This window comes from Flavobacterium sp. TMP13 (genome assembly GCF_050847115.1).
Classification (GTDB): Bacteria; Bacteroidota; Bacteroidia; order Flavobacteriales; family Flavobacteriaceae; genus Flavobacterium.
Genome location: NZ_CP193656.1, coordinates 3,643,045 through 3,664,241, shown reverse-complemented (window position 1 = coordinate 3,664,241; position 21,197 = coordinate 3,643,045). Strand labels below are relative to the sequence as shown.

Here is a 21,197-nt window from a genome sequence, read left to right as displayed (position 1 = left end):
TATGATTTTGACCAGTACAAATTTAGCATCACTTAACAATTTAAGGATTACATAATTATCTGCTAAATTTACATAATTATTAAAAAATTAAAATTTAAAGTTTAACGCTATATTTAGCAGCATTTTGCAGCTTATTATCTCAAATTTAAAATTTATCAGGTTGATAATCAATTTAAAATAAATCGTTCAATTAGCACGAAAATTCATCTATTCGTCACATAGTGTTTCTGCGGTTCATGCACACCAAAAAATATTAAAGACATTAAAAAAATAACAGTAGAATTTACAGCAATCTTCTCTGTGCAGGCAAAAAAAAATCTGCAATTGATGCAGATTTTTTTTAACTAAAATTTAAATGGAGATTTGCAATAAAGCAGGTCAACTTGGAGCTATTCTGCAGCAATAATATTAACAGCATTGAGCGCAACCTCATTCAAAATACAATCAGATTCTTTTTCTTCAGCCAATGTTTGTGCTAACAATTTTGCGGCATCATTTTCTCCCAAAGTTTTTGCAAATGCGACTAAGGTTCCATAAGTAGCAATTTCGTAATGTTCGATCTTTTGCGATGCGGCAATAATTCCAGCATCACGAACTGCTCCGGGCATCGTTTCTTCAAGGATGCTATCACCTTCTTTTAATAGTCCGGCCAAAGCTTCACATTTTTTTCCTTCTGCTTTTTCGCCAAGCAGTTCAAATACACTTTCTAGGCGAACAACCTGATTTTTGGTCATTGCCAAGTGCGCTTCGATTGCAGAACCAAGACTTGGGGCTGTTGCATTCGCGGCCATTTTTGGTAAAGCACCAACCAACGCATTTTCTGCCCAATAGATATCTTTTAGACAATCAACAAAAAATGCTCTTAAGTCTAACGCAGCATCGGTAGCTGGTTGTACCATTAAATCATTGTTTTTACTGGGACTAGCACTTTTTTCTTGTTTTATTTCTTCTGGATTTTTCATAAAATTTTATTTTTTTAGTTGTATAAATTTACCTCACGTTCCCAAAAACGGTGTTTGCCCATCGCGGCTATAAATTCTTGTGCAAAATCAGCTGAACCTTTTTCATTTGTTAAAATAAGGCCATCATCATCATTATTTATTTTTGATGCAAAAGGAGCTGCATTAATTACTTTCGACGCTTGACCGTCTGCGCCTATAACTTTACAATGTTTGTAAGCATCATTTAAAAATTCACTTACATCATCGTTTTCAGCAAGAGCATTTAACTCTTCTCCATCAGGAACATAAACTGCATCAAACAATACTGATGAAGCGGTTAAGAAACTAAAGTCAACTGGAATTGCGCCATTTTCTTGCGTCAATAAACTGCCTAAATGAGGTGCGATAATAAATCCTTTCGCATCTGCCTTTAATAATGCATTTTTCATATTATTAACACAAGCTTCCGAAACGCCTTCATTGCAAATTATGGCCACTTTTCGAGAAGCGATAGTTGCTGAATTGGTTGGATTTTTTACCATAGTTAATGCATCAGACGCAGCAACGGACTGCTCACGTGTTTGAGATTCTTGATCTCCCATTTCATTCTCAGGAGAAACACCATGATTTAATGGTCTTTCAAGAACTGGAGGAACGGTCGCACCTAATCCTTTGGCCACTTGTTCCGCTAATTTTTGGTCTACTTGGGATAAAAGGCCTAACATTCGAACGCGAATTGCGGTGGTTTCTACTTTACCAAGTTCAAAGCGCAGTGCTCTTACAATATGGCTTTTTTCTGCGTCAGTTTGACTGTTGAAAAATAATTTTGCTTGCCCAAAATGATCATTAAAACTTTCACTTCTTCCTCTTGTTTTGTGCGAATCAATGCGCTCTTCAAAACTAGAAAAACCGCCTTCGCTAACTTTTGCTTGAAATGGACAGCCACCAGCAAGTGAATTAGGATGATAATTAACACGACCCGTATTTATTTCTTGGCGCATGTGTCCATCACGCTGGTTGTTGTGTACTGGAGAAATGCTTCTATTAATTGGAATTTCGTGAAAATTAGGACTTCCTAATCTTGACAATTGCGTATCAGTATAAGAGAACAAACGACCTTGTAAAAGCGGATCATTACTAAAATCTATACCTGGTACTACATGACCTGGATGAAATGCAATTTGTTCAGTCTCTGCGAAAAAGTTATCTGGATTTTTATTCAAAACCATTCTTCCAACAATAGTTACAGGCACCAATTCTTCTGGTACGAGTTTAGTCGGATCCAAAAGGTCAAATTCGTATTTATTTTCGTCTGCTGCAGGAATAACTTGCACGCCTAATTCCCATTCTGGAAAATTTCCCATGTCTATTGCGTCCCACAAATCTTGGCGGTGAAAATCTGAATTTTTTCCAGAGATTTTTTGTGCTTCGTCCCAAACCACCGCATGTGTTCCTAATTTTGGTTTCCAATGAAATTTCACAAACGACGATTCGTTTGCCTCATTGATTAATCTGAAGGTGTGAACACCAAAACCTTCCATCATTCGGTAGCTTCTCGGAATTGCACGATCAGACATAATCCACATGATCATGTGCATGGATTCGGGCATTAAGGAAATAAAATCCCAAAATGTATCGTGAGCCGAAGAGGCTTGTGGAATTTCTGTATTGGGTTCTGGTTTGAGTGCGTGAACAAGATCTGGAAATTTAGATGCATCTTGAATAAAAAATACTGGAATGTTGATTCCAACTAAATCATATATTCCTTCTTGCGTATAAAACTTCACTGCAAAACCTCTCGCATCTCTAGCTAAATCGGTTGAGCCTTGTCCTCCAGCAACTGTTGAAAAACGAGTAAAAACAGGTGTTTTTTGGCCTTTTTCTTGAAGAAAACCCGCTTTGGTTAATTCTGGAATAGGATTTGTAACTTCAAAAAAACCATGTGCTCCCGATCCTCTTGCATGCACAATTCTTTCAGGAATTCTTTCATGATCAAAATGTGTTATTTTTTCTCTTAAAATAAAATCCTCTAATAACGAAGGACCTCTTTCTCCCGCTTTTAGAGAGTTATTATCGTCATTTATTTTAACTCCTTGGTCTGTTGTTAAAAATTTATTAGTTCCGTCAGATTTATTCTTTGACAGATCGCGATGTTTATCATCCTGCAAATTTTCCATTTATCTTAGTTTAATTGGTTACAAAAATCTTTAACTGCGCAGTTCTCGTAATAGTACTGATACTGCAGGGTTAAAAAGCCTATCAAATTTAGAAAGATGGTGCTAAAATTGTTTATAAAATTTCGAAAATTATTTATAGAATTTTCAGTATTAACATGATTGCTCTGCTAAGAAAATAGTATTATTTAACCCCATGGCTGTAATTCAAAAAAAAGCTATCAAACACATAGAAACATAGATTTTTATATTAATAATCATGGTTGTCCGATAAAACTTTTTGAAATTTAAAAATTCCTCCAATATGTAAATCATTCATTTACAAACGATTTAGTTCATTGAGAATTCCATAATCAAAAATATTTTTTTTTGTTTTTCAAATACCGGCTTCTAATAGATGTTATTTAAAACAAGCTAATTGCTAAATAAAACCAAAAAACTCAGTATAAACAGTAGTTTTGCTGCTTTTGAAAAAGTTTTATCGGACAACCATGATTAATAATTTAAGGTGTTTTAAGAAAAGTATAATCTTCTCATATAGTCTGTTGTGAGTTATTTTAAGGGAAACGTCTTTATTGGTTTTTTAAACTATGCGTCTATGTTTTAAAAATAATTGCACCCAACGGGTTATTATTTATAAAAAAACAAGTGGCATAAAATCAGAATAACTTTTTTGGTCTTTTAAGGAGCCAAACGTTATCTCCGATTTTAGCCAGGAAAATGGAAAATAAAACTAAAAAAACTATCTTAAGTTTTTGGAAAAGTTGTCTTAACAAAGGGTCGCATCATAGGTTTATATTGTTTTTTTATTTCAAATACATGATTAATTCTTACATAAAAAAGCTCTAAACGATAGTGTAGGGCTTTTTTATGCGTATTGTTAAAAACAATATTATGCAAATAAATTTGTTTGGTAGGGTTCATTACATTCTGGGCGTATGTAATTTCTGTTTTTCATGTAAAGTTTATCTCTGCACCATCCTATTCCTCGGCAAATTTATCTCATGCGCTCTCGGATAAGGTTCTCTACTAGTTTTGCTCACATCTTCCTTAATATTTTGTTGCGTGATAAACTGATGATCTTTCGCATCGGAATATCTCGGATCAGGAACAAAAGGCATTTTTGCCATTTTTAAAATAGTAACAGTAGGGAAATGATAATCCACTTCTACAGTTCCTAAAAGTAAATAACAGCCACCACCTTGAAAGGGGAATTGCAGTAAATTGTCAGGAAAATGAGTTGTATCAAAATAATTGCCTTCATAATCAATCCAAGTCCCAAAATACATAGTTCCTCTTACAGTGGGTACTTGCTTTCTGGAAATCAAATAAGCCAACATTCGGACTTGCTTTTTATAATGTTGGTTTAAATCTTTAGCCATTACATCTCCACGAAAAGGGGTTTGCAACAAATCAAAAACAGTATAGGAAGTAGGAAAATCTAATAAATCAATTTCATCAAAAGCATCTTCAAAACGAGAACGTTCCAAAGTGGGTAATTGATATTCCTTAACCGATTCCTGCAACAGCAACATTTGATTTTCGGTTGCGGAGGAATTGAATAACAAACTCGCTAAAATCAATAACTGATTTTTAGTTTTACCAGTTTCTCGAAAAGCACCAATAAAAATTAGAAGCTTCAAACTTTCTAAACCAATTTTTACTCGGTTACAAAAATCTTCCAATGAAAGATAATCACCTTTTGATTCTCGTTCTTTAATAATGGATTGGGCTAATTTTTCAGCTAAACCTTGCAAATGCATAAAACCTAAATAGACTGCATCACCGTACAAAGTAGTGGTAAATTCACTTTTATTTACACATGGATTATGAATGATTGCACCTGCCATTCGTGCCTCATGTACATAGACTTCGGTTCTGTAAAAACCACCCTGATTATTGATGACCGCCACCATAAATTCAATTGGATAATAGACTTTTAAATACAAACTTTGATAACTTTCCACCGCATACGAAGCTGAATGCGCTTTGCAAAAAGAGTAGCCAGCAAACGATTCAATTTGCCTGTAAATTTCTTGGCTTAATGCTTCGGGATGTCCTTGTTTGGCACAGCTATCAAAAAAATGATCTTTCACTTTTTGAAGTGCAGCCAATGAACGCCCTTTGCCACTCATGGCTCTTCTTAAAATATCGCCATCAGCAGCAGGAAGTCCACCGTAATGCAAAGCAATTTTTATTACGTCTTCCTGATAAACCATAATACCATAAGTTTCCCCCAATTGATCTTCAAAGACTTTATGAAAATATTCAAATTGAGTGGGATTATTATGTCTGAAAATGTATTCTTTCATCATTCCCGACTTGGCTACTCCAGGGCGAATAATAGAAGAAGCGGCAACCAGTATTTTATAATTATCACATTTTAATCGTCGCAATAATCCACGCATGGCTGGACTTTCAATATAGAAGCAGCCTATCGTTTTACCTTGCGATAAAAAGGAATTAGCTTTCACTTCATTTTTAGAAATTTTAGTATCACGAATGTTAATCTGAATCCCTCTATTTTTGGCAACCAATTTCACGGTATCGTCTATATGACCAATACCTCTTTGGCTTAAAATATCAAATTTTTCAAAACCAATTGATTCTGCCACGTGCATATCAAAAAGCACAATCGGAAAACCTTTTGGGGGCATTTCTAATGGCGTAAAATTGGTTATAGGTTCTTCCGAAATCAAAATACCACAGGAATGCATACTTCTTTGATTGGGATATTTTTCTAATAACATACCATATTCCTGCACCTCTTTTACCACGCTATTGCTTTGTTGCATGCGCATTGGGTTTTTAGCTAAATGATCCAATTCTTCTTTTGGTAAACCAAAAACTTTACCCACTTCTCTAAAAATGGAACGGTATTTAAACTCTACGTTAGTTCCGCAAAAAGCTACATTTTCATAACCATATCTATTAAAAATATATTCTAATATTACATCACGTTCCTGCCAACTCCAATCTATATCAAAATCAGGCGGACTTTTCCGGTTTTCATTCAGAAAACGTTCAAAATACAAGTCTAATTCTATGGGACATATATCGGTAATGCCTAAACAATAGGCAATAATAGAATTCGCTCCGCTTCCTCTCCCAATATGCAAAAAACCACGGCTATTGCTGTACCGAATAATATCCCAAGTAATTAAAAAGTAACCGCTAAAACGCAGTTCATCGATAACCTTTAACTCTTTTTGTACCCGAGCCAAAGCCGCTACATGATTTTTGCCATAACGCCATTGCATCCCCTGATGGGCTAAAGTAGTCAACAAGGCAATATCGCTTTCTTGGGAAGTGGTGTAGAATTTTTTATTTTTAGGAGTATCAAAATCAAATTGAAAATCACAAGATTCAATAATCAATTGGGTAGTTGCTATCAATTGAGGATATTCTTTGTAAGCAGCCAACAAACGTTCCTCTGAAACCATGACTTCCGTAGCAGTTGCAATATCCGAAGCTTCTAATTTTGATAACAAAATATTGTTATCAATGGCTCTTAAAATTTTATGCAGTTGGTATTCTTTTTTGGTTCGAAAAGTAACGGGTTGCAGAATCATTAATTTTTCAAAATCACCTTTATACCCAAAAAGTTTGCCTATTTCTTCAGGACGAATTCCGATATATTCATTTGCTTTTAATTCGGCTGGTGCATTTGTAAAATCATAAATAATTATAACGGCTTCAAATTCAGGAGCTACATCTGGTAAAGCAATTTCCTTAAAATTATGATGCGTTAAAAATCGGTTCATTTCAGCTAATCCACTCGCATTTTTTGCCAAACCAATGTATCTAAATTCATTTAGATTACGAAACTCAATTCCTACTATTGGTTTAATATTGACATTTTTACAAGCGGTAATAAAATCATAAATTCCAGTTACAGTATTAATGTCAGTTAGAGCCATAACACTCAAATTACATCGCACCGCTTTATCAATTAAGTCATCCAACGGAATAGTTCCGTAACGTAACGAATGGAAAGAATGGCAGTTGAGATACATAGTTTAGGATTTACGTTTTAAAATAGAATCCTTTGTATTGGGTTTCATTGAAGCACCAGCACAACGCATAACAGCATCAAAGCCGTAACGACTTTTCATTTTATCCATAGCTGCATAAAGCGAAAGCATTTCTTGGGTATCTTCAAAAAGATCAATTTGATACGTACCCCGAACCAAGCCGCTAAATCGAATTCCCACCAATCGCAAACGCATTCTTCTTTGGTAAAGTGAATCAAATAAGCCTAACACTTTTTTCGTAAGTAAATGATCCGCTGATGTGTAGGCAATTTTACATTGTTTGGTTTCCGTATCAAAATTAGCATAGCGTATTTTAACTACAACCGTAGACGTTAACCATTCTTCAGAGCGCAATTGGAAGGCTAATTTTTCAACCATTCCAGAGAGAATCGATTTGAGTTGTACAATATCAATGGTGTCTTGAACAAAAGTGTGTTCGCTTGAAATTGCTTTGCGTTCCGTGTACGGTTCTACAGGATTATTGTCGATTCCATTCGCTTTTTTCCAAATTTCAACTCCGTTTTTTCCTATCATTCGTTGCAAGACTTCCGCAGGCATTTCCGATAAGGTTTGAATGGTTCTAATTCCAATACGAGATAGTAATTGAAAAGTAACATCGCCCACCATGGGTATTTTTTGTATCGATAATGGGTTTAAAAAAGTACGTACTTGGTCTTCAGGAATGTCCAAATGTCCTTTGGGTTTTCCTTCTCCCGTACCAATTTTAGAAACTGTTTTATTAATGGATAAAGCAAAACTGATGGGTAATCCAGTTTCTTTTACCACACGTTGCGCGAGTTCATTCGTCCATTGGTAACAGCCATAGAACCGATCCATTCCTGTAATATCCAAGTAAAATTCATCAATACTTGCTTTCTCCACAATGGGTGCTTTTTCTTGAATCACTTCGGTTACCAAATGGGATAATTGCGAATAGCGTTCCATATCGCCCTTAATCACTTTTGCTTGGGGACATAATTTCAAAGCCATAGCCGTTGGCATAGCGGAACGAACTCCAAAACGTCTAGCTTCATAAGAACAAGAAGATACCACGCCACGATCTCCACCGCCAATGATTAAAGGAATCCCTTCGAGTTGAGAGTTATTCAATCGTTCACAAGACACAAAGAAGGTATCTAGATCCATATGTACAATTGAACGCTTCATCTGAATTAATCTTGGGTAGACAAAATTAATACAGATTAAAACATTTTACAATATTATTTTTGTTACATTTTATAACAATTCAAATAAAACAAGGGTTGACGAACTAAAAAAATAATTTTATTTTGGTTAAAATTTAAAAGTGGAATAACATTCGTACATCTTATTTGGTACAGAATATCTTTCTGTAATAGTAGCTACTAATATTTCAGTGCCTATAAATAATGCCATAATAATAAATTGAAATTGTATAAGGTTAATTTTAGTTTTAGGTTGTAAATTTGAAATACTACAAAATGCGAACATTTCAATTACTTTAACCAATCATTAATTTTACTTCGTTTATGGCTTTAGAAAAATATAATGAAAAGCGAGATTTCGATCAAACTGATGAACCCAAGGGGAAAGTAAAAAGTTCTAAAAAGAATTTGATTTTTGTCGTACAAAAACATGCGGCATCGCATTTGCATTATGACTTTCGTTTAGAAATGGAAGGTGTTTTAAAAAGTTGGGCTATTCCAAAAGGTCCTACTTTAGATCCAGATGTAAAACGTTTAGCAGTTTTAGTAGAAGATCATCCCTATAATTATAAAGATTTTGAAGGATCAATACCGAAAGGAAACTACGGAGCTGGCAATGTGATTGTATGGGACATTGGCACCTATACATCCACCGAAAATAAAAAATTTGAGGAAGATGAAAAAGTACTTTTTAATGGTTTTAAAAAAGGACATCTTAGTTTCACTTTACATGGAGAAAAGTTAAAAGGAAATTTCTCTTTGGTTCAACTAAAGGGCAAACAAGAGAATGCCTGGCTATTTATCAAAAAAGAAGATTCTTTTGCTTCTACCGATGATATTTTGGAAAAGGATAGTTCTGTAGTATCAGGCTTAACATTAGAAAATCTAAAAAATAAAACCATTACCAAAGAAGTAATTGAATCTTCAAATAGTGAAGAGCTAAAAGAAATCGCATTTCAGAGTCCCATGTTAGCCACTTTAGCAGCGAAACCGTTTGACAATGCAGATTGGATTTATGAAACAAAATATGACGGCTACAGGACAGTAGCGGTCATTAAAAATAAGGAAGTAGCACTTTACAGCCGAAACCAGCAGCTATTTACAAAGGATTTTCAAACCATTACAGATGATTTAAAAGGAATTGGACATGATGTAATCTTAGATGGTGAAGTAGTTGTTGAAGATGAAAAAGGCAAATCTAATTTTCAAATGCTTCAAAATTACATTAAGACAGGAAAGGGAGAACTTAAATTCTATGTTTTTGACATCATAAACTTGGATCAAAATCAAGTGACCAATTTAAAATTATTAGAGCGAAAAGAATTGCTTCAAATGTTGCTTAAACAATCGAAATTATCTCGAACCTTTTATTCTGAGCATATTAGTGAAAAAGGAATAGCACTTTTTGAAAAGAGTAAAAAATTAGAGGAAGAAGGTATTATGGCAAAGAAATCTGATAGTATTTACCAAATAGGAAAGCGTTCTGCAGATTGGCTTAAAATAAAAAACCACTTGCAAGAAGAAGCTATTATTATTGGCATCACCAAATCTAAAAATGCACGAAGCTATTTTGGAGCTGTACTGTTAGCACAATATAAAAATGGTAAATTAGAATATATTGGAAAATGTGGAAGTGGATTTACGGAAGAAAGTCTAAAAGATCTATATCATAAATTTGAAAAATATTTTATTTCTGAATCGCCATTAGAAGATAAAATTAAAATAAAAGATGAAATTCAATGGGTAAAACCTCATTTTATTTGCAGTGTAAAATTTTCTCAATGGACTACAGACATGCGCCTTCGTCATCCTGTTTTTGAGGGTATTCGCTTAGACAAAAAATTAAAGAATATTGTTAGAGAAAATAGTGAGAATACAAATACAGACGATTCACCGAAAGAAGAAGCTACTAATAAAATCAATAAAAAAAGTGATGCCCATTTAACGGTGGAGATAGGTAAAGGCACACTGCTGTTAACCAACTTAAATAAAATATACTTTCCTGAAAGTGGGATTACTAAAGGGGAAATTATACATTATTATAGTGAAGTTGCTGACTTTATTTTGCCCTACTTAAAAGACCGACCAGAATCATTAAACCGTTATCCCAACGGAATAAAAAGTTCTAGTTTTTATCAAAAAGATTTTGATACTGATAAAGTTCCAAGTTGGTTAAAAACAAAAAATTTAACATCCGAATCTAATGAAAAGGGTATTGATTATTTAATTTGTAATGATAAAGAAACTTTAATTTATATGGTTAATCTAGGCTGTATTGATTTTAACCCTTGGAATTCTACTGTACAAAATTTAGATAATCCAGATTGGATGGTAATTGATATCGATCCTGATAGTGATAATTTTGAGGAAGTTATAGAAACAGCATTAACAGTCCGAAAAGTTTTAGATAATTTGGAAGTAGAAAGTTATTGCAAGACTTCGGGAGCTTCGGGAATGCATGTATATGTTCCTTTAGGAGGAAAGTACCACTATGAATCTGTTAAGTTATTTGCTCAAATAATAGCTAGAGAAGTACAGACAAAATTACCTGATACAACCACTTTGGAACGCAGTATAAAAAAGCGAAACCATAAAATTTATATCGATTATTTGCAGAACAGAAGAGGGCAAACAATAGCAGCTCCCTATTCCGTTCGTCCCCATATTGGCGCTACTGTTTCAACTCCATTGGATTGGAGTGAAGTACATTCCAAATTAAGACCTGCTGACTTTACCATCAAAAATGTTTTGAGTCGGTTTGAAAAAAAGGGAGATTTATGGAAGCCAGTTTTAGGAGCAGGAATAGATATGATTAAAATTATAGAAAAATATAGCTCTTAGGAAGATTTTTTATTTTCCAAACTAGCTTTCAACATGGCCATTAAATCATCACTTTGCTTATGGACTACTTTTAACTCAGGAGTTTTAGCTTTTGTTCCTTTGCCTTTAGCTTTTATGATTTCCAATAATTTTTCCGAGTACTCATCTTTGTAGGCTGAAATATCAAATTTTTCAGTTAATTGTTCTACTAACTTGTTTGCCATATCCAACTCTTTAGCAGTTGTTTTTTTGGTAACTGCAGGCAATTTCAAATCTTTCGTATCTCTAATTTCTTGTTGAAATCTGATTTTGTTAAGTACAATTACATTCTTATACGGTTTTAAAATGGCGAGTGCTTCTTTGCTTCGCATAACGAAACTCGTGACACCCACTTTTCCAGATTTTTCCATCGCATCTCTCAAAAGCGCATAGGCTTTTGAAGCACTTTTATCTGGTTCTAAATAGTAAGGTTGTTCATAGTAAAGACTATCAATATCTTTTTCATCAGCAAAACTTAAAATATCAATCGTTTTGCTTTTGATGGCATCAGCTGCTTCAAAATCTTCATCTTCAAGTATGATGTATTTATCCTCAATTTTATACCCTTTTACAATATTGGCATAATCTACTTCTTTACCTGTAATCTCGTTAACTCGTTTAAATTTAATATTTGCATGGTCTTTTTTATCCAGCATGTCTAAATCCAAAGTACTGGTCTCGATAGCTGAATATATTTTGATTGGAATGTTTATAAGTCCAAAACTGATTGCTCCTGTCCAAATTGCTCTCATAGTATTATATTTAAAATCATTGTTGTCCGAAAAAAAAGAAACTAAAAAGTTAGCTTCTTTAAATGAATGGTAAATCTGTATTTAGACATACATAATACGATTCGTAAAAGTAATTATTTTTCTTGTATATCTTTTTTCGGACAGCTGATTTCTTTAATTGATGATTCAATTAAAAAAAAAGTGGTTAAAAAATGTAATTTCACCCCTACTGTAGCAGGGAGAGAGATGCAAATGATAATTTTAATGGGCTCATTAGACAGTATTTTCCAAAAGGCTCACACTTCAGTTTGATAACAGATGAACAAGTTAAAAAAGTAATGAATAGGTTACACAATAGACCTCGAACAAGACATCCATTTAATTCACCAAATCAAGTATATTTACAAAAATTAAATAATAATCAGGAGTTCGCATTTATTAATGGAATTCACCACTTTTAAATAAAAGATAAATTTTTTGTATGGAATATAATATTCACATTGGATGTTCTAGTTTTTACAATTGGACTTGGAAAAAAGTATTTTATCCAGAAGATATCCCTAGTGCAAAATGGTTCGAATATTATTGTAACTATATTAAAACATTCGAAATTAATTCCACTTTTTATAAATTTCCAACTGTAAGAGTAATGAATAATTGGTATGTAAAAGCTCCAGTTGATTTTATTTATTCGGTAAAAGTTCCAAAAGAAATTACCCATCAAAAAAAACTAATTAACTGTGAAGAGTTGCTAAAAGACTTTTATAAGGTTTGCGATGTAGGTCTGAAAGAAAAGTTAGGTCCAATATTGTTTCAATTCCCTCCAAGTTATCATTACAGTGCTGAAAATTTAAATTTAATTATCGCACAATTTGATACTAACTATTCTAATGTTGTTGAATTTCGACATATAAGTTGGTGGATTCCAGAAGTCAGTGAAGCATTGACAAAAAACAATATCAGCTTGTGTAGTGTGAGCCATCCCCAATTACCTGAAATAATTTTCAAAGATTCTCCTATTGTTTATATTCGATTGCACGGGAATGAAAAAATGTTTTATTCCAGTTATTCTTTATCTGAATTGAATCAAATAAAGGAAACTATTATAAGTATTAAAAAGTTAAAATCAGTATATGTCTATTTTAATAATACTGCCAGTTCTGGTGGAATTTTAAATGCAATAGAATTAAAAAAATTACTCTTTTAAAAGGTAAAAAATGAATGTTTTATTAAAATTTATAGGCTAATAATCCCATCTGCCAGTACAGCAGTTAATCCAAAAATAATGTGCGCAAAAAATAGTTGTAACAAGAAACCTTTTCTATTTGTTGGAGGTCGCTTTGGTGAAATTGCAAACATAAATTGCCAAGCCATTATACCTATAAAACCAATTATACATCCAAAAAGTAAACCTGAAATTATATTTACGTTATATATTTTAAGTTGCAACCAAATTGGTAAATAAAATAACACAACAAATAACAAACCAATACAATAATGCAATATCCAACTTATTATAACCTTGAACTGTTTTGGGATCTCAAATTTAAATGCAACCATTAAAAATTCTAACAACACAGGTTCTTTATAATTTTTATCAAAAGTCCAAGAAACGAAATAACTAAATAAAGTCATCGCAGTTGTTGCTAATAATGTAATTATGATGATTTGGAGGATTTCCATTTTATAGTATTATTTGTAAAGAAAAAGTAAAGGTAATGCTGTTTTATTCAACAGGTTCTAATTCGGCATCCATAAATTTTCCTTTAATAATAGTGCCTTCATCATCCTCCCACTCTGTTAAGATGTTTTCTATAAACTCGGGTTCAAAACCAATTACTTCCATAATTTGATGCGTTAACTTCAACTTTACTTTCTGTCCTTTTTTAAACATAATCCTACTATTTAAATCCACTAATTTTTTAAAAAAATGTAGACTTGTTTATATGAAATGATTTACAAATTAGGTGTAAAAATAAAATCACATGTGTAAATTTATGTTATATAATGACTTTTTAATTTTATAAAATTCTTTATCTCATTTTCATTGAAAAATAAGAATATTGAAAACATTTTTAAAAATTGTATAACTCATATAATTCTTATCATATATAAATTTGTAATTCAAATAATCAAAAATATATATATTATGAAAACTACTGATAAAGACAACAAAGAAAAAGTAGCACCAAAAAAAAGTACAGATACTAAAAGTAGTGCAACAAAAAGCACAGCTGATAAAAAATCAACTAGTGAAACTAAATCAACTGCGGGAAAAGTAAAAGCAAAATCATCTGCCGCAGATGGATTACGCGAACTATTTGTTGATTCTTTAAAGGATATTTACTGGGCAGAAAAAGCGTTGACTAAAGCTTTACCAAAAATGCAGAAAAATGCAACTAATGAAAATCTAATTGCAGCAATTGAAGATCACTTAGATGTAACAAATACTCAAGTAGACCGTTTAGAACAAGTGTTTAAAATAATTGGAGAAAAAGCAGTTGCAAAAAAGTGTGATGCTATGGACGGTTTGATTAAAGAGGGAGCAAGCATAATGGAGGAAACAGAAATAGGTGCTGTACGTGATGCAGGTATAATAGCTGCATCTCAAAAAATTGAGCACTATGAAATTGCAACATATGGTACTTTAGTAGCATTCGCTAAAACATTAGGAGAAGACGAAGCAGCTGAATTATTAAGTGTTACACTTGCTGAAGAAAAAGAAGCTGATGTTACGCTAACAGAAGCAGCATACAATACAATTAATTTTGACGCGGCTGAGGAAGGTGAAGAAGAGTAAATTATAACTGCTATTAAAATTAAGAAGGCCCTCAACCATAATGGTTGAGGGCCTTCTTAATAAAGAATTTTTTCTTTGATTTATAGCGCAGTCGCAGTATATGTTACAGTCTGAAAATATGTACCTGCTGGCTTACCAAGAAGAACAGTCTGTGCTTTAACAGCTGAGATAGAATAGTCTATACTTAATGATCTTTTAGCTCCTAAAGTCGCATTACTTACTAATTTTTGATCAGCAGTACTTAAAGCAATAGTATTTAAAGTTCCTAACATACTCCCTCCAGTTACAGCTTGTATTTGCAATACATTTACAGGAATTTTATTTGTACCGTTTGAAAAATCAGCACCTCCAGCTTTTACTTTAACATCGAAATTTTTAGATGAAGTTACAATTAAGCTATTTGCTACTGTTACATTCTTTGCTGCATTATAGTCAGCTGCTGTCACATAATTAAAATCTACAATTCCATTACTAGCTACAGAGCCTGCATCAATTGAAATAACGTCAGATAATATTAAATTAACTGTAGTGCTTGCCGTATTTGAAATTGCTTGAGCTTGTGCGTTTGAAGTTCCAAAGATGAATGCTCCAAGAGCAAGTGCAGCGATAACGATTTGTTTTTTCATGATACTATATGTTTGATTTTTTGTGTCTTGTTTTTTGTTCCTTTTGAACACTGCAAATCTACGTTAGTTTTAAAAATCGCTTTGTAGTGAAACATGGAAATGCATGTAGTTTAATTACTACATGATGTTTTCTTATAAATAAACATTAATTTATTTCTCGATTTGACTTCACCTTTTTAAGCAAGTTTTTTAAATATTTATGGACTTTAAATGGCACAGCTTTATTTGCATAGTGATGGCGTATTTAACCGCAGATAAATGTGCGTTTTGATGCTTAATTTTTTCTTACTTTTGGAGTGATTTTTATAAATTTTTTTATTACCCTAAAATTTCTGTTTATAAATTTACTTGATATTCTTAACTATGGAAAAATTATTACTTGCAGACGATGATATGGATGATCGTCTTTTTTTTCAAGATGCTGTCGAAGATTTATTTTCAACTACGACTTTATCAACCGTTAGTGACGGAGTTGAATTAATGGAGTTCTTGACAAATAATAGAGATCAATTACCTGATGTTCTTTTCCTTGATTTAAATATGCCACGTAAATCAGGTTATGAATGTCTACTAGAGATCAAATCTACTGAATCTTTAAAATTGTTACCAGTTGTAATTTTCTCTACTTCTTTGGATATTGATATGGTAAATAAACTATATGAAATTGGAGCCCATTATTATATTAGAAAGCCAGGTGACTTTAGCATATTAAAAAAGGCAATTTATCAGGTAACAGTATTATTAACTCTAGATAAAATTAATCAACCAGAAAGAAGTAAATTTATCATTCAGTGCTAATACATTTTTAATCCTATCAATTTGGACAATCCATATTATTTTCTAGAAGGTGGAGGCGACATGGGACTTCAAATTCGCAACAAAGACTGGACACAAACTCCGCTAGGAAGTCCAGAGACTTGGCCTCAAAATCTGCAATCTGCCGTTTCTATCATACTCAATAATCCTTTTCCAATGTATATCGCATGGGGAAAGGAATACCGACAAATTTTTAATGATGCTTATGTGCCCATTTTAGGACATCAAAAGGAGATAGATGCTTTGGGGAAAAGTACCTCTGAAACCTTTTCAGAGGTTTGGCATATTACTGAACCTATTTTTAAAGCTGTGGAACGAGGAGAATCTGTAGGGTTTTCAAACTTCATGTTCCCATTATTAAGAGAGGGCTCCATTCAAAACTGTTATTTTGATTTAGCATACAGTCCCATATTTTTGCAGGATCGATCCATAGGAGGAATTTTAATTACCATTTTTGAGACTACCGCTAAGAACCTCGCAGATGAGGAACTAAATAAAAGCGAGAAGCGATTTAAAGCTATTGCTGATAATATTCCAAATCTTGCATGGATGGCAGACGCAAAAGGGGATCTATATTGGTATAACAAACAATGGTATGATTATACGGGAACCACCTTTGAAGAAATGAAAGGTTGGGGATGGAAGTCCGTTTATCGTGAAGATGAATTAGTAAATATATTTAAAGAATGGAACTTATCTTTAGAAAAAGGGATACCATTGGAGATGAGTTATCCCATTAAAGGTGCGGATGGAAATTATCAGGAATTTTTAACTAGAGCTCTTCCTGTAAAAAATGAAGAGGGAGAAATTACAACTTGGTTTGGTACTAACACAAATATAACTTCGCAAAAAGCTACAGAGCAGGCGCTCGATGACAGTAAAAAAGAATTAGAATTTGTAATTGAAGCTGCAGCTTTAGGAACATTTGATTATAATCCAATAACTAATAAATTTTCAGCTAATACCCGTTTAAAAGAATGGTTTGGTTTAAGTGCTGACCAGGAAGTAGACTTATGTGATGCCACAAAGGTTATTGTAGAAGAGCATCAAGAATATGTTTTAAGTGCTATTGCAAAAGCTTTGCATTTTTCTTCAGGAGGTTTTTATGATCTCGCATACAATATTGTAAATCCTATTTCTAAAAATGAAATTACATTGCATGCAAAAGGGAAAGTGCTATTTGATGATAATCATATGCCATTCCGATTTAATGGAACAGTAGAGGACATCACGGCGCAAAATACTGCTCGTAAACAATTAGAGCAAAGTGAGAACAATTTAAAATCAATTATACTACAAGCGCCTATGGCTATTGCAATTTTGCGTGGCCCTGAGTATGTTGTTGAAATAGCAAATGAAAGTGCATTAAACTTATGGGGTAAAACCCTACAGGAAGTTAATAATATATCTGTTTTTGAGTCCATATCAGAATTGTCTTTACAAGGAGTTAAAGATATTTTAAACAATGTAAGAGCATCAGGAAAACATTTATCCACCACAGAGTTGCCATTAAAAATTATGCGATATGGTACATTAGAAACTGTTTATATGAACTTCTCGTATGAACCTATTTACGATGATCAAAGCAACAGTAATAAAATTATGGTTCTAGGCTATGATGTAACTGCCCAAGTGATTGCTCGAAAAGAAATTGAAAAAAGTGAGCAAAGCATTCGTAGTTTAGTGGAAAGTGCACCATTTCCCATTGCGGTTTATACTGGGAGTGAGATGCGTATTACCCTTGCAAATCAATCCATGATTGATGCATGGGGAAAGGGAAGTGATGTTATTGGGAAATTATATAGAAATCTTTTACCAGAATTAGAAAAGCAGAATGTTTTTGAGCAAATAGAAAATGTTTATAAAACTGGAATAGCATTTAATGCTAAAAACCAGCCCGTAGCTATTTTAAAAAATGGATTTTTAAAGGATCATTATTTCAATTATAGTTTTACTCCACTAAAAGATTCAAGTGGTGCGATTTATGGTGTAATGAATACAGCGGCCGAAGTCACTGAATTAAATGAAGTTAAAGAAAAAATACAAGAAAGTGAAAAGCGCTTTCGTGATGCGGTGCATCAAGCTCCAGTTGCTATGATAATTGTGCGAGGCCCAGAAAATATTGTTAGCATGGTTAATGCCCCTTATTTAGAATTAGTAGACAAATCCACAAGCGACTTATTATCAAGACCAATATTCGAAGCTTTACCTGATGCAGAGGAAACAATTAATCCCATTTTTAATGAAATTTATAGAACCGGTGAAGCGTTTCATGGTTACGAATTCCCAGTGACTTTAACACGATTTGGTAAAAAGGAAAACTGCTATTTTAACTTTGTATACCATCCTTTACTAGATGGCAATACAGTAACAGGAGTTATGGTTGTTGCTACAGATGTAACGGCTAATGTTACAGCAAAGAAGTTATTAGAGGAAAATGAGCAAAAATTCAGACTCTTAGCGGACTCAATGCCTCAATTTGTGTGGACTGCTGATGAGAGAGGAAAATTGAATTATTTTAATCAAGCTGTTTTTGATTTCTCAGGATATACTAAGGAGGAAATTGTTGAAAAAGGTTGGCTTTCAATTGTCCATGACGACGAGAGAGAAGAGAACACTAGGAGATGGATGGATGCAATAGCAACTGAGAAAGACTTTATAATTGAGCATCGCTTTCGAAAAAGTGATGGAACATATCGTTGGCAATTAACTAGAGCTATCCCGCAACGCGATAAAGAAGGAAAAATAACAATGTGGGTAGGTACTAGTACAGACATTCAAGATCAAAAAATGTTTACGACTGAGCTAGAACGAGAGGTTATGGAACGCACAAAGGAGCTTTTTCAGAAGAATGATGATTTAGAAAAGATGAATAAGGAATTACAGTCCTTTGCTTATATATCTAGTCATGATTTGCAAGAGCCTTTGCGGAAAATTCAAACATTCGCGACTCAACTTAGAGAAAGAGAGTATGACAATATATCTGAGGGAGGTAAAAATAAGTTTATAAGAATGCAAAGTGCTGCTGATCGCATGCAAACACTTATACAGGATTTACTTGCTTATTCTAGAACTAGCATTCAAGAACGAATATATGAGAAGGCAAATATTTCTACTATAGTGGAAGAGGTAAAAGAAGATTTAGAGTACGATTTTGAAGGAAGAAGCACTACTATAAACATTATAAATGACTGCCAAATTGATGTTATTCCAGTTCAATTTAGACAAGTAGTATTTAATTTAATTACCAATTCACTGAAGTTCAGTAAACCTGATTGCGATGCAAAAATTACTATTGACAGCTTAGTAGCTTTTGGATCAGAGTTAAACAATTTAAATTTAAAGCAAGATGTAGAATATTGCTATATAAAATTTAGCGATAATGGAATTGGATTTGAAGAGGAATACAGTGAGAAAATATTTCAAGTATTTCAGCGCTTGCATGGAAAGGAAAAGTTTCAGGGGACCGGTATTGGTTTAGCGATTGTGAAAAGGATAGTTGAAAATCATCGCGGAATAATAACTGCACATGGAATTTTAAATGAAGGTGCTACTTTCAAAATCTTTATCCCTACTTCCCATTAATATTTAAGAATTTTAATTTATAATCAAAAAAAATACTCGACATTATAATGCCGAGTATTTTTTTTAAAAATAGATAAGATTATCTGTAAATATCTTGACCTCTATTTGTTTTCCAATTTTGCTCTAAATAGTCAGCATCTTCGTCATTTCTTGGATGAACTCCCATTACAACATGACCGTTGTTAATACCGGACTCATACAATTTTGCACGATCTTCAGGTATTCCTGAACCAACTAATGCGCCAATAATTCCACCTGCAATTCCTCCTGCACCTGCTCCAGCTAATCCAGCTGCTAATGGTCCAGCAACTATTAGTCCTAAACCTGGAATTACTAAACTTGTACCTATAGCAGCAATTACTCCAACAATAGCTCCTACTGTTCCACCAATGGCAGAACCAGTACCTGCAGTTTCAGCCGCTTTAGTTCCTAATTCAGAATTATCATTCTCATCAGAATAGTATTTTTTTCGTGTCTCATCTGACATCACTAGATTAATGTCCTCTTTTGCATATCCGCGCTCATGTAATGCATTATATGCGCTTTCTGTACTTTCACGGTCAGAGAACATTCCTGTTAGCATTTGTCCTCTGTCATTGTTGTGGTTGTTGTGATTATTTTCCATAATATATTTGTTTAATTGGTGAATTACTTTTCTCCTTTTACAAAGTTGGCAAATGCACAAATAAAAAGTCTTACACTATTTTTTAGAATTTTTATGTAATTCAAAGTACTGATTGTGAGTGCTGTAAAAATCATTATTTTTACTCATTTCAAAACCTAAGTACATGTGCTACCACACCATACAAACGAAATTAGCTTTACAAATTGAAAAGCGGTTTAATGCCAAAATTAAGGACAAAAGTTCCTTTGCACCTGATGATCATATCAATGGATTTACGTTTCCTAAAACTCCAATAATTACAAATGAGGATATTACTATTATAGAGCACTTTAATTGGGGCTTAATCCCTGCGTGGTCAAAAAACGATGATATTAAGGTTATGACTTTAAATGCTAAAATTGAAACCGTTAAAGAAAAGCCATCTTTTAAAGATGTTGTCAATCAAAGGTGCTTAATCATAGCTAATGGGTTTTATGAATGGCAGTGGTTAGATTCTAAAGGGAAAAACAAAGTTAAATATGAAATAGGAATTGGCGATGAAGAGTTATTTGCTTTTGCAGGATTATACTCCCGATGGAATGATATTCAATCTGGCCAATTAGTTAATACATATACAATGTTGACGACTCAAGCAAGTCCATTAATGGCTAAAATTCACAATATTAAAAAAAGAATGCCAATAGTTTTAAATCCAGAAGATGAAAGTAAGTGGCTTAACTTAGCACCAATCGAAGATTTCGCATATCCTTACATGACGGATTTGGTGGCGAACCAAATCTCCAATGATCCACAACATCTATCTCTGTTTTAATATTCATAATA

General features: G+C 33.2%; 15 protein-coding genes and 1 pseudogene. 7 read left to right on the top strand and 9 right to left on the bottom strand.

The features are described 5' to 3' along the window. Positions 1 to 389 precede the first annotated feature (389 nt). The 4 genes from ACRASX_RS15815 to dinB all read right to left on the bottom strand — a co-directional run bounded on the left by ACRASX_RS15815 (position 390) and on the right by dinB (position 8,316). Positions 390 to 962, bottom strand: coding sequence for a ferritin-like domain-containing protein (locus tag ACRASX_RS15815; RefSeq protein WP_432221937.1), 573 nt, complete (start codon positions 960 to 962; stop codon positions 390 to 392). A 14-nt stretch (positions 963 to 976) separates the two neighbouring features. Next, entirely contained in the window at positions 977 to 3,118 is a 2,142-nt protein-coding gene (locus tag ACRASX_RS15810; RefSeq protein WP_432221936.1) for a catalase, read from the bottom strand. Between the two features lie 962 nt (positions 3,119 to 4,080). Beyond that, a complete protein-coding gene (locus ACRASX_RS15805; RefSeq protein ID WP_432221935.1) occupies positions 4,081 to 7,131 on the bottom strand; it encodes a DNA polymerase III subunit alpha in 3,051 nt (1,016 codons plus the stop codon). A gap of 3 nt (positions 7,132 to 7,134) precedes the next feature. Then, on the bottom strand, positions 7,135 to 8,316 hold the full coding sequence (gene dinB / locus ACRASX_RS15800) for a DNA polymerase IV (RefSeq protein ID WP_432221934.1): 1,182 nt from the start codon (positions 8,314 to 8,316) through the stop codon (positions 7,135 to 7,137). Between the two features lie 341 nt (positions 8,317 to 8,657). On the opposite strand from dinB, the gene ligD reads away from it, so the two are divergent. Then, complete coding sequence (gene ligD / locus ACRASX_RS15795; protein ID WP_432221933.1) at positions 8,658 to 11,174, top strand: DNA ligase D; 2,517 nt, start codon at positions 8,658 to 8,660, stop codon at positions 11,172 to 11,174. Here the strand turns inward: ligD and ACRASX_RS15790 are convergent. After that, the gene (locus tag ACRASX_RS15790; protein WP_432221932.1) at positions 11,171 to 11,944 is read right to left on the bottom strand and encodes a Ku protein; all 774 of its coding nucleotides are present in this window, start codon (positions 11,942 to 11,944) and stop codon (positions 11,171 to 11,173) included. The two genes, ligD and ACRASX_RS15790, sit on opposite strands and share 4 nt — an antisense overlap. A 200-nt stretch (positions 11,945 to 12,144) precedes the next feature. Here ACRASX_RS15790 and ACRASX_RS15785 point away from each other — a divergent pair. Together ACRASX_RS15785 and ACRASX_RS15780 are read left to right on the top strand one after the other, a co-directional pair. After that, a pseudogene (locus ACRASX_RS15785) lies at positions 12,145 to 12,384 on the top strand (IS30 family transposase); the annotation flags it as partial. Between the two features lie 20 nt (positions 12,385 to 12,404). After that, positions 12,405 to 13,130 (top strand): DUF72 domain-containing protein, encoded by a 726-nt coding sequence (locus tag ACRASX_RS15780; RefSeq protein WP_432221931.1) that lies wholly within the window; start codon positions 12,405 to 12,407, stop codon positions 13,128 to 13,130. A gap of 29 nt (positions 13,131 to 13,159) precedes the next feature. On the opposite strand, the gene ACRASX_RS15775 is transcribed toward ACRASX_RS15780, so the two are convergent. Beyond that, the gene (locus ACRASX_RS15775) at positions 13,160 to 13,606 is read right to left on the bottom strand and encodes a hypothetical protein (protein WP_432221930.1); all 447 of its coding nucleotides are present in this window, start codon (positions 13,604 to 13,606) and stop codon (positions 13,160 to 13,162) included. 43 nt (positions 13,607 to 13,649) lie between these two features. Next, positions 13,650 to 13,817, bottom strand: a complete 168-nt coding sequence (locus ACRASX_RS15770; protein WP_432221929.1) for a hypothetical protein — start codon at positions 13,815 to 13,817, stop codon at positions 13,650 to 13,652. Between the two features lie 255 nt (positions 13,818 to 14,072). Here ACRASX_RS15770 and ACRASX_RS15765 point away from each other — a divergent pair, with 255 nt between their 5' ends. Continuing rightward, positions 14,073 to 14,723, top strand: coding sequence for a ferritin-like domain-containing protein (locus tag ACRASX_RS15765; RefSeq protein ID WP_432221928.1), 651 nt, complete (start codon positions 14,073 to 14,075; stop codon positions 14,721 to 14,723). An 80-nt stretch (positions 14,724 to 14,803) separates the two neighbouring features. Here ACRASX_RS15765 and ACRASX_RS15760 read toward each other — a convergent pair whose 3' ends face one another. Next, positions 14,804 to 15,349: a peptidoglycan-binding protein LysM gene (locus tag ACRASX_RS15760; RefSeq protein WP_432221927.1), complete on the bottom strand. Its 546-nt coding sequence runs from the start codon at positions 15,347 to 15,349 to the stop codon at positions 14,804 to 14,806. Positions 15,350 to 15,712: 363 nt separating this feature from the next. Between ACRASX_RS15760 and ACRASX_RS15755 the strand changes: the two genes are divergently transcribed. Together ACRASX_RS15755 and ACRASX_RS15750 are read left to right on the top strand one after the other, a co-directional pair. Beyond that, positions 15,713 to 16,147, top strand: a complete 435-nt coding sequence (locus tag ACRASX_RS15755; RefSeq protein WP_432221926.1) for a response regulator — start codon at positions 15,713 to 15,715, stop codon at positions 16,145 to 16,147. A 21-nt stretch (positions 16,148 to 16,168) separates the two neighbouring features. Then, complete coding sequence (locus tag ACRASX_RS15750) at positions 16,169 to 19,750, top strand: PAS domain-containing sensor histidine kinase (RefSeq protein ID WP_432221925.1); 3,582 nt, start codon at positions 16,169 to 16,171, stop codon at positions 19,748 to 19,750. A gap of 79 nt (positions 19,751 to 19,829) precedes the next feature. On the opposite strand, the gene ACRASX_RS15745 is transcribed toward ACRASX_RS15750, so the two are convergent. Beyond that, on the bottom strand, positions 19,830 to 20,375 hold the full coding sequence (locus ACRASX_RS15745) for a hypothetical protein (RefSeq protein ID WP_066307108.1): 546 nt from the start codon (positions 20,373 to 20,375) through the stop codon (positions 19,830 to 19,832). Positions 20,376 to 20,538: 163 nt separating this feature from the next. On the opposite strand from ACRASX_RS15745, the gene ACRASX_RS15740 reads away from it, so the two are divergent. Beyond that, on the top strand, positions 20,539 to 21,186 hold the full coding sequence (locus ACRASX_RS15740; protein ID WP_432221924.1) for an SOS response-associated peptidase: 648 nt from the start codon (positions 20,539 to 20,541) through the stop codon (positions 21,184 to 21,186). Positions 21,187 to 21,197 lie beyond the last annotated feature (11 nt).

Excerpts from the sequence above, each read along its gene's own strand:
- ACRASX_RS15755 (WP_432221926.1), top strand. The coding sequence starts at position 15,713 with ATGGAAAAATTATTACTTGCAGACGATGATATGGATGATCGTCTTTTT.
- ACRASX_RS15740 (WP_432221924.1), top strand. The coding sequence starts at position 20,539 with ATGTGCTACCACACCATACAAACGAAATTAGCTTTACAAATTGAAAAG.
- ACRASX_RS15810 (WP_432221936.1), bottom strand. The coding sequence starts at position 3,118 with ATGGAAAATTTGCAGGATGATAAACATCGCGATCTGTCAAAGAATAAA.
- ACRASX_RS15805 (WP_432221935.1), bottom strand. The coding sequence starts at position 7,131 with ATGTATCTCAACTGCCATTCTTTCCATTCGTTACGTTACGGAACTATT.
- ACRASX_RS15775 (WP_432221930.1), bottom strand. The coding sequence starts at position 13,606 with ATGGAAATCCTCCAAATCATCATAATTACATTATTAGCAACAACTGCG.
- ligD (WP_432221933.1), top strand. The coding sequence starts at position 8,658 with ATGGCTTTAGAAAAATATAATGAAAAGCGAGATTTCGATCAAACTGAT.
- ACRASX_RS15760 (WP_432221927.1), bottom strand. The coding sequence starts at position 15,349 with ATGAAAAAACAAATCGTTATCGCTGCACTTGCTCTTGGAGCATTCATC.
- ACRASX_RS15765 (WP_432221928.1), top strand. The coding sequence starts at position 14,073 with ATGAAAACTACTGATAAAGACAACAAAGAAAAAGTAGCACCAAAAAAA.
- ACRASX_RS15790 (WP_432221932.1), bottom strand. The coding sequence starts at position 11,944 with ATGAGAGCAATTTGGACAGGAGCAATCAGTTTTGGACTTATAAACATT.
- ACRASX_RS15770 (WP_432221929.1), bottom strand. The coding sequence starts at position 13,817 with ATGTTTAAAAAAGGACAGAAAGTAAAGTTGAAGTTAACGCATCAAATT.
- ACRASX_RS15745 (WP_066307108.1), bottom strand. The coding sequence starts at position 20,375 with ATGGAAAATAATCACAACAACCACAACAATGACAGAGGACAAATGCTA.
- dinB (WP_432221934.1), bottom strand. The coding sequence starts at position 8,316 with ATGAAGCGTTCAATTGTACATATGGATCTAGATACCTTCTTTGTGTCT.
- ACRASX_RS15815 (WP_432221937.1), bottom strand. The coding sequence starts at position 962 with ATGAAAAATCCAGAAGAAATAAAACAAGAAAAAAGTGCTAGTCCCAGT.
- ACRASX_RS15780 (WP_432221931.1), top strand. The coding sequence starts at position 12,405 with ATGGAATATAATATTCACATTGGATGTTCTAGTTTTTACAATTGGACT.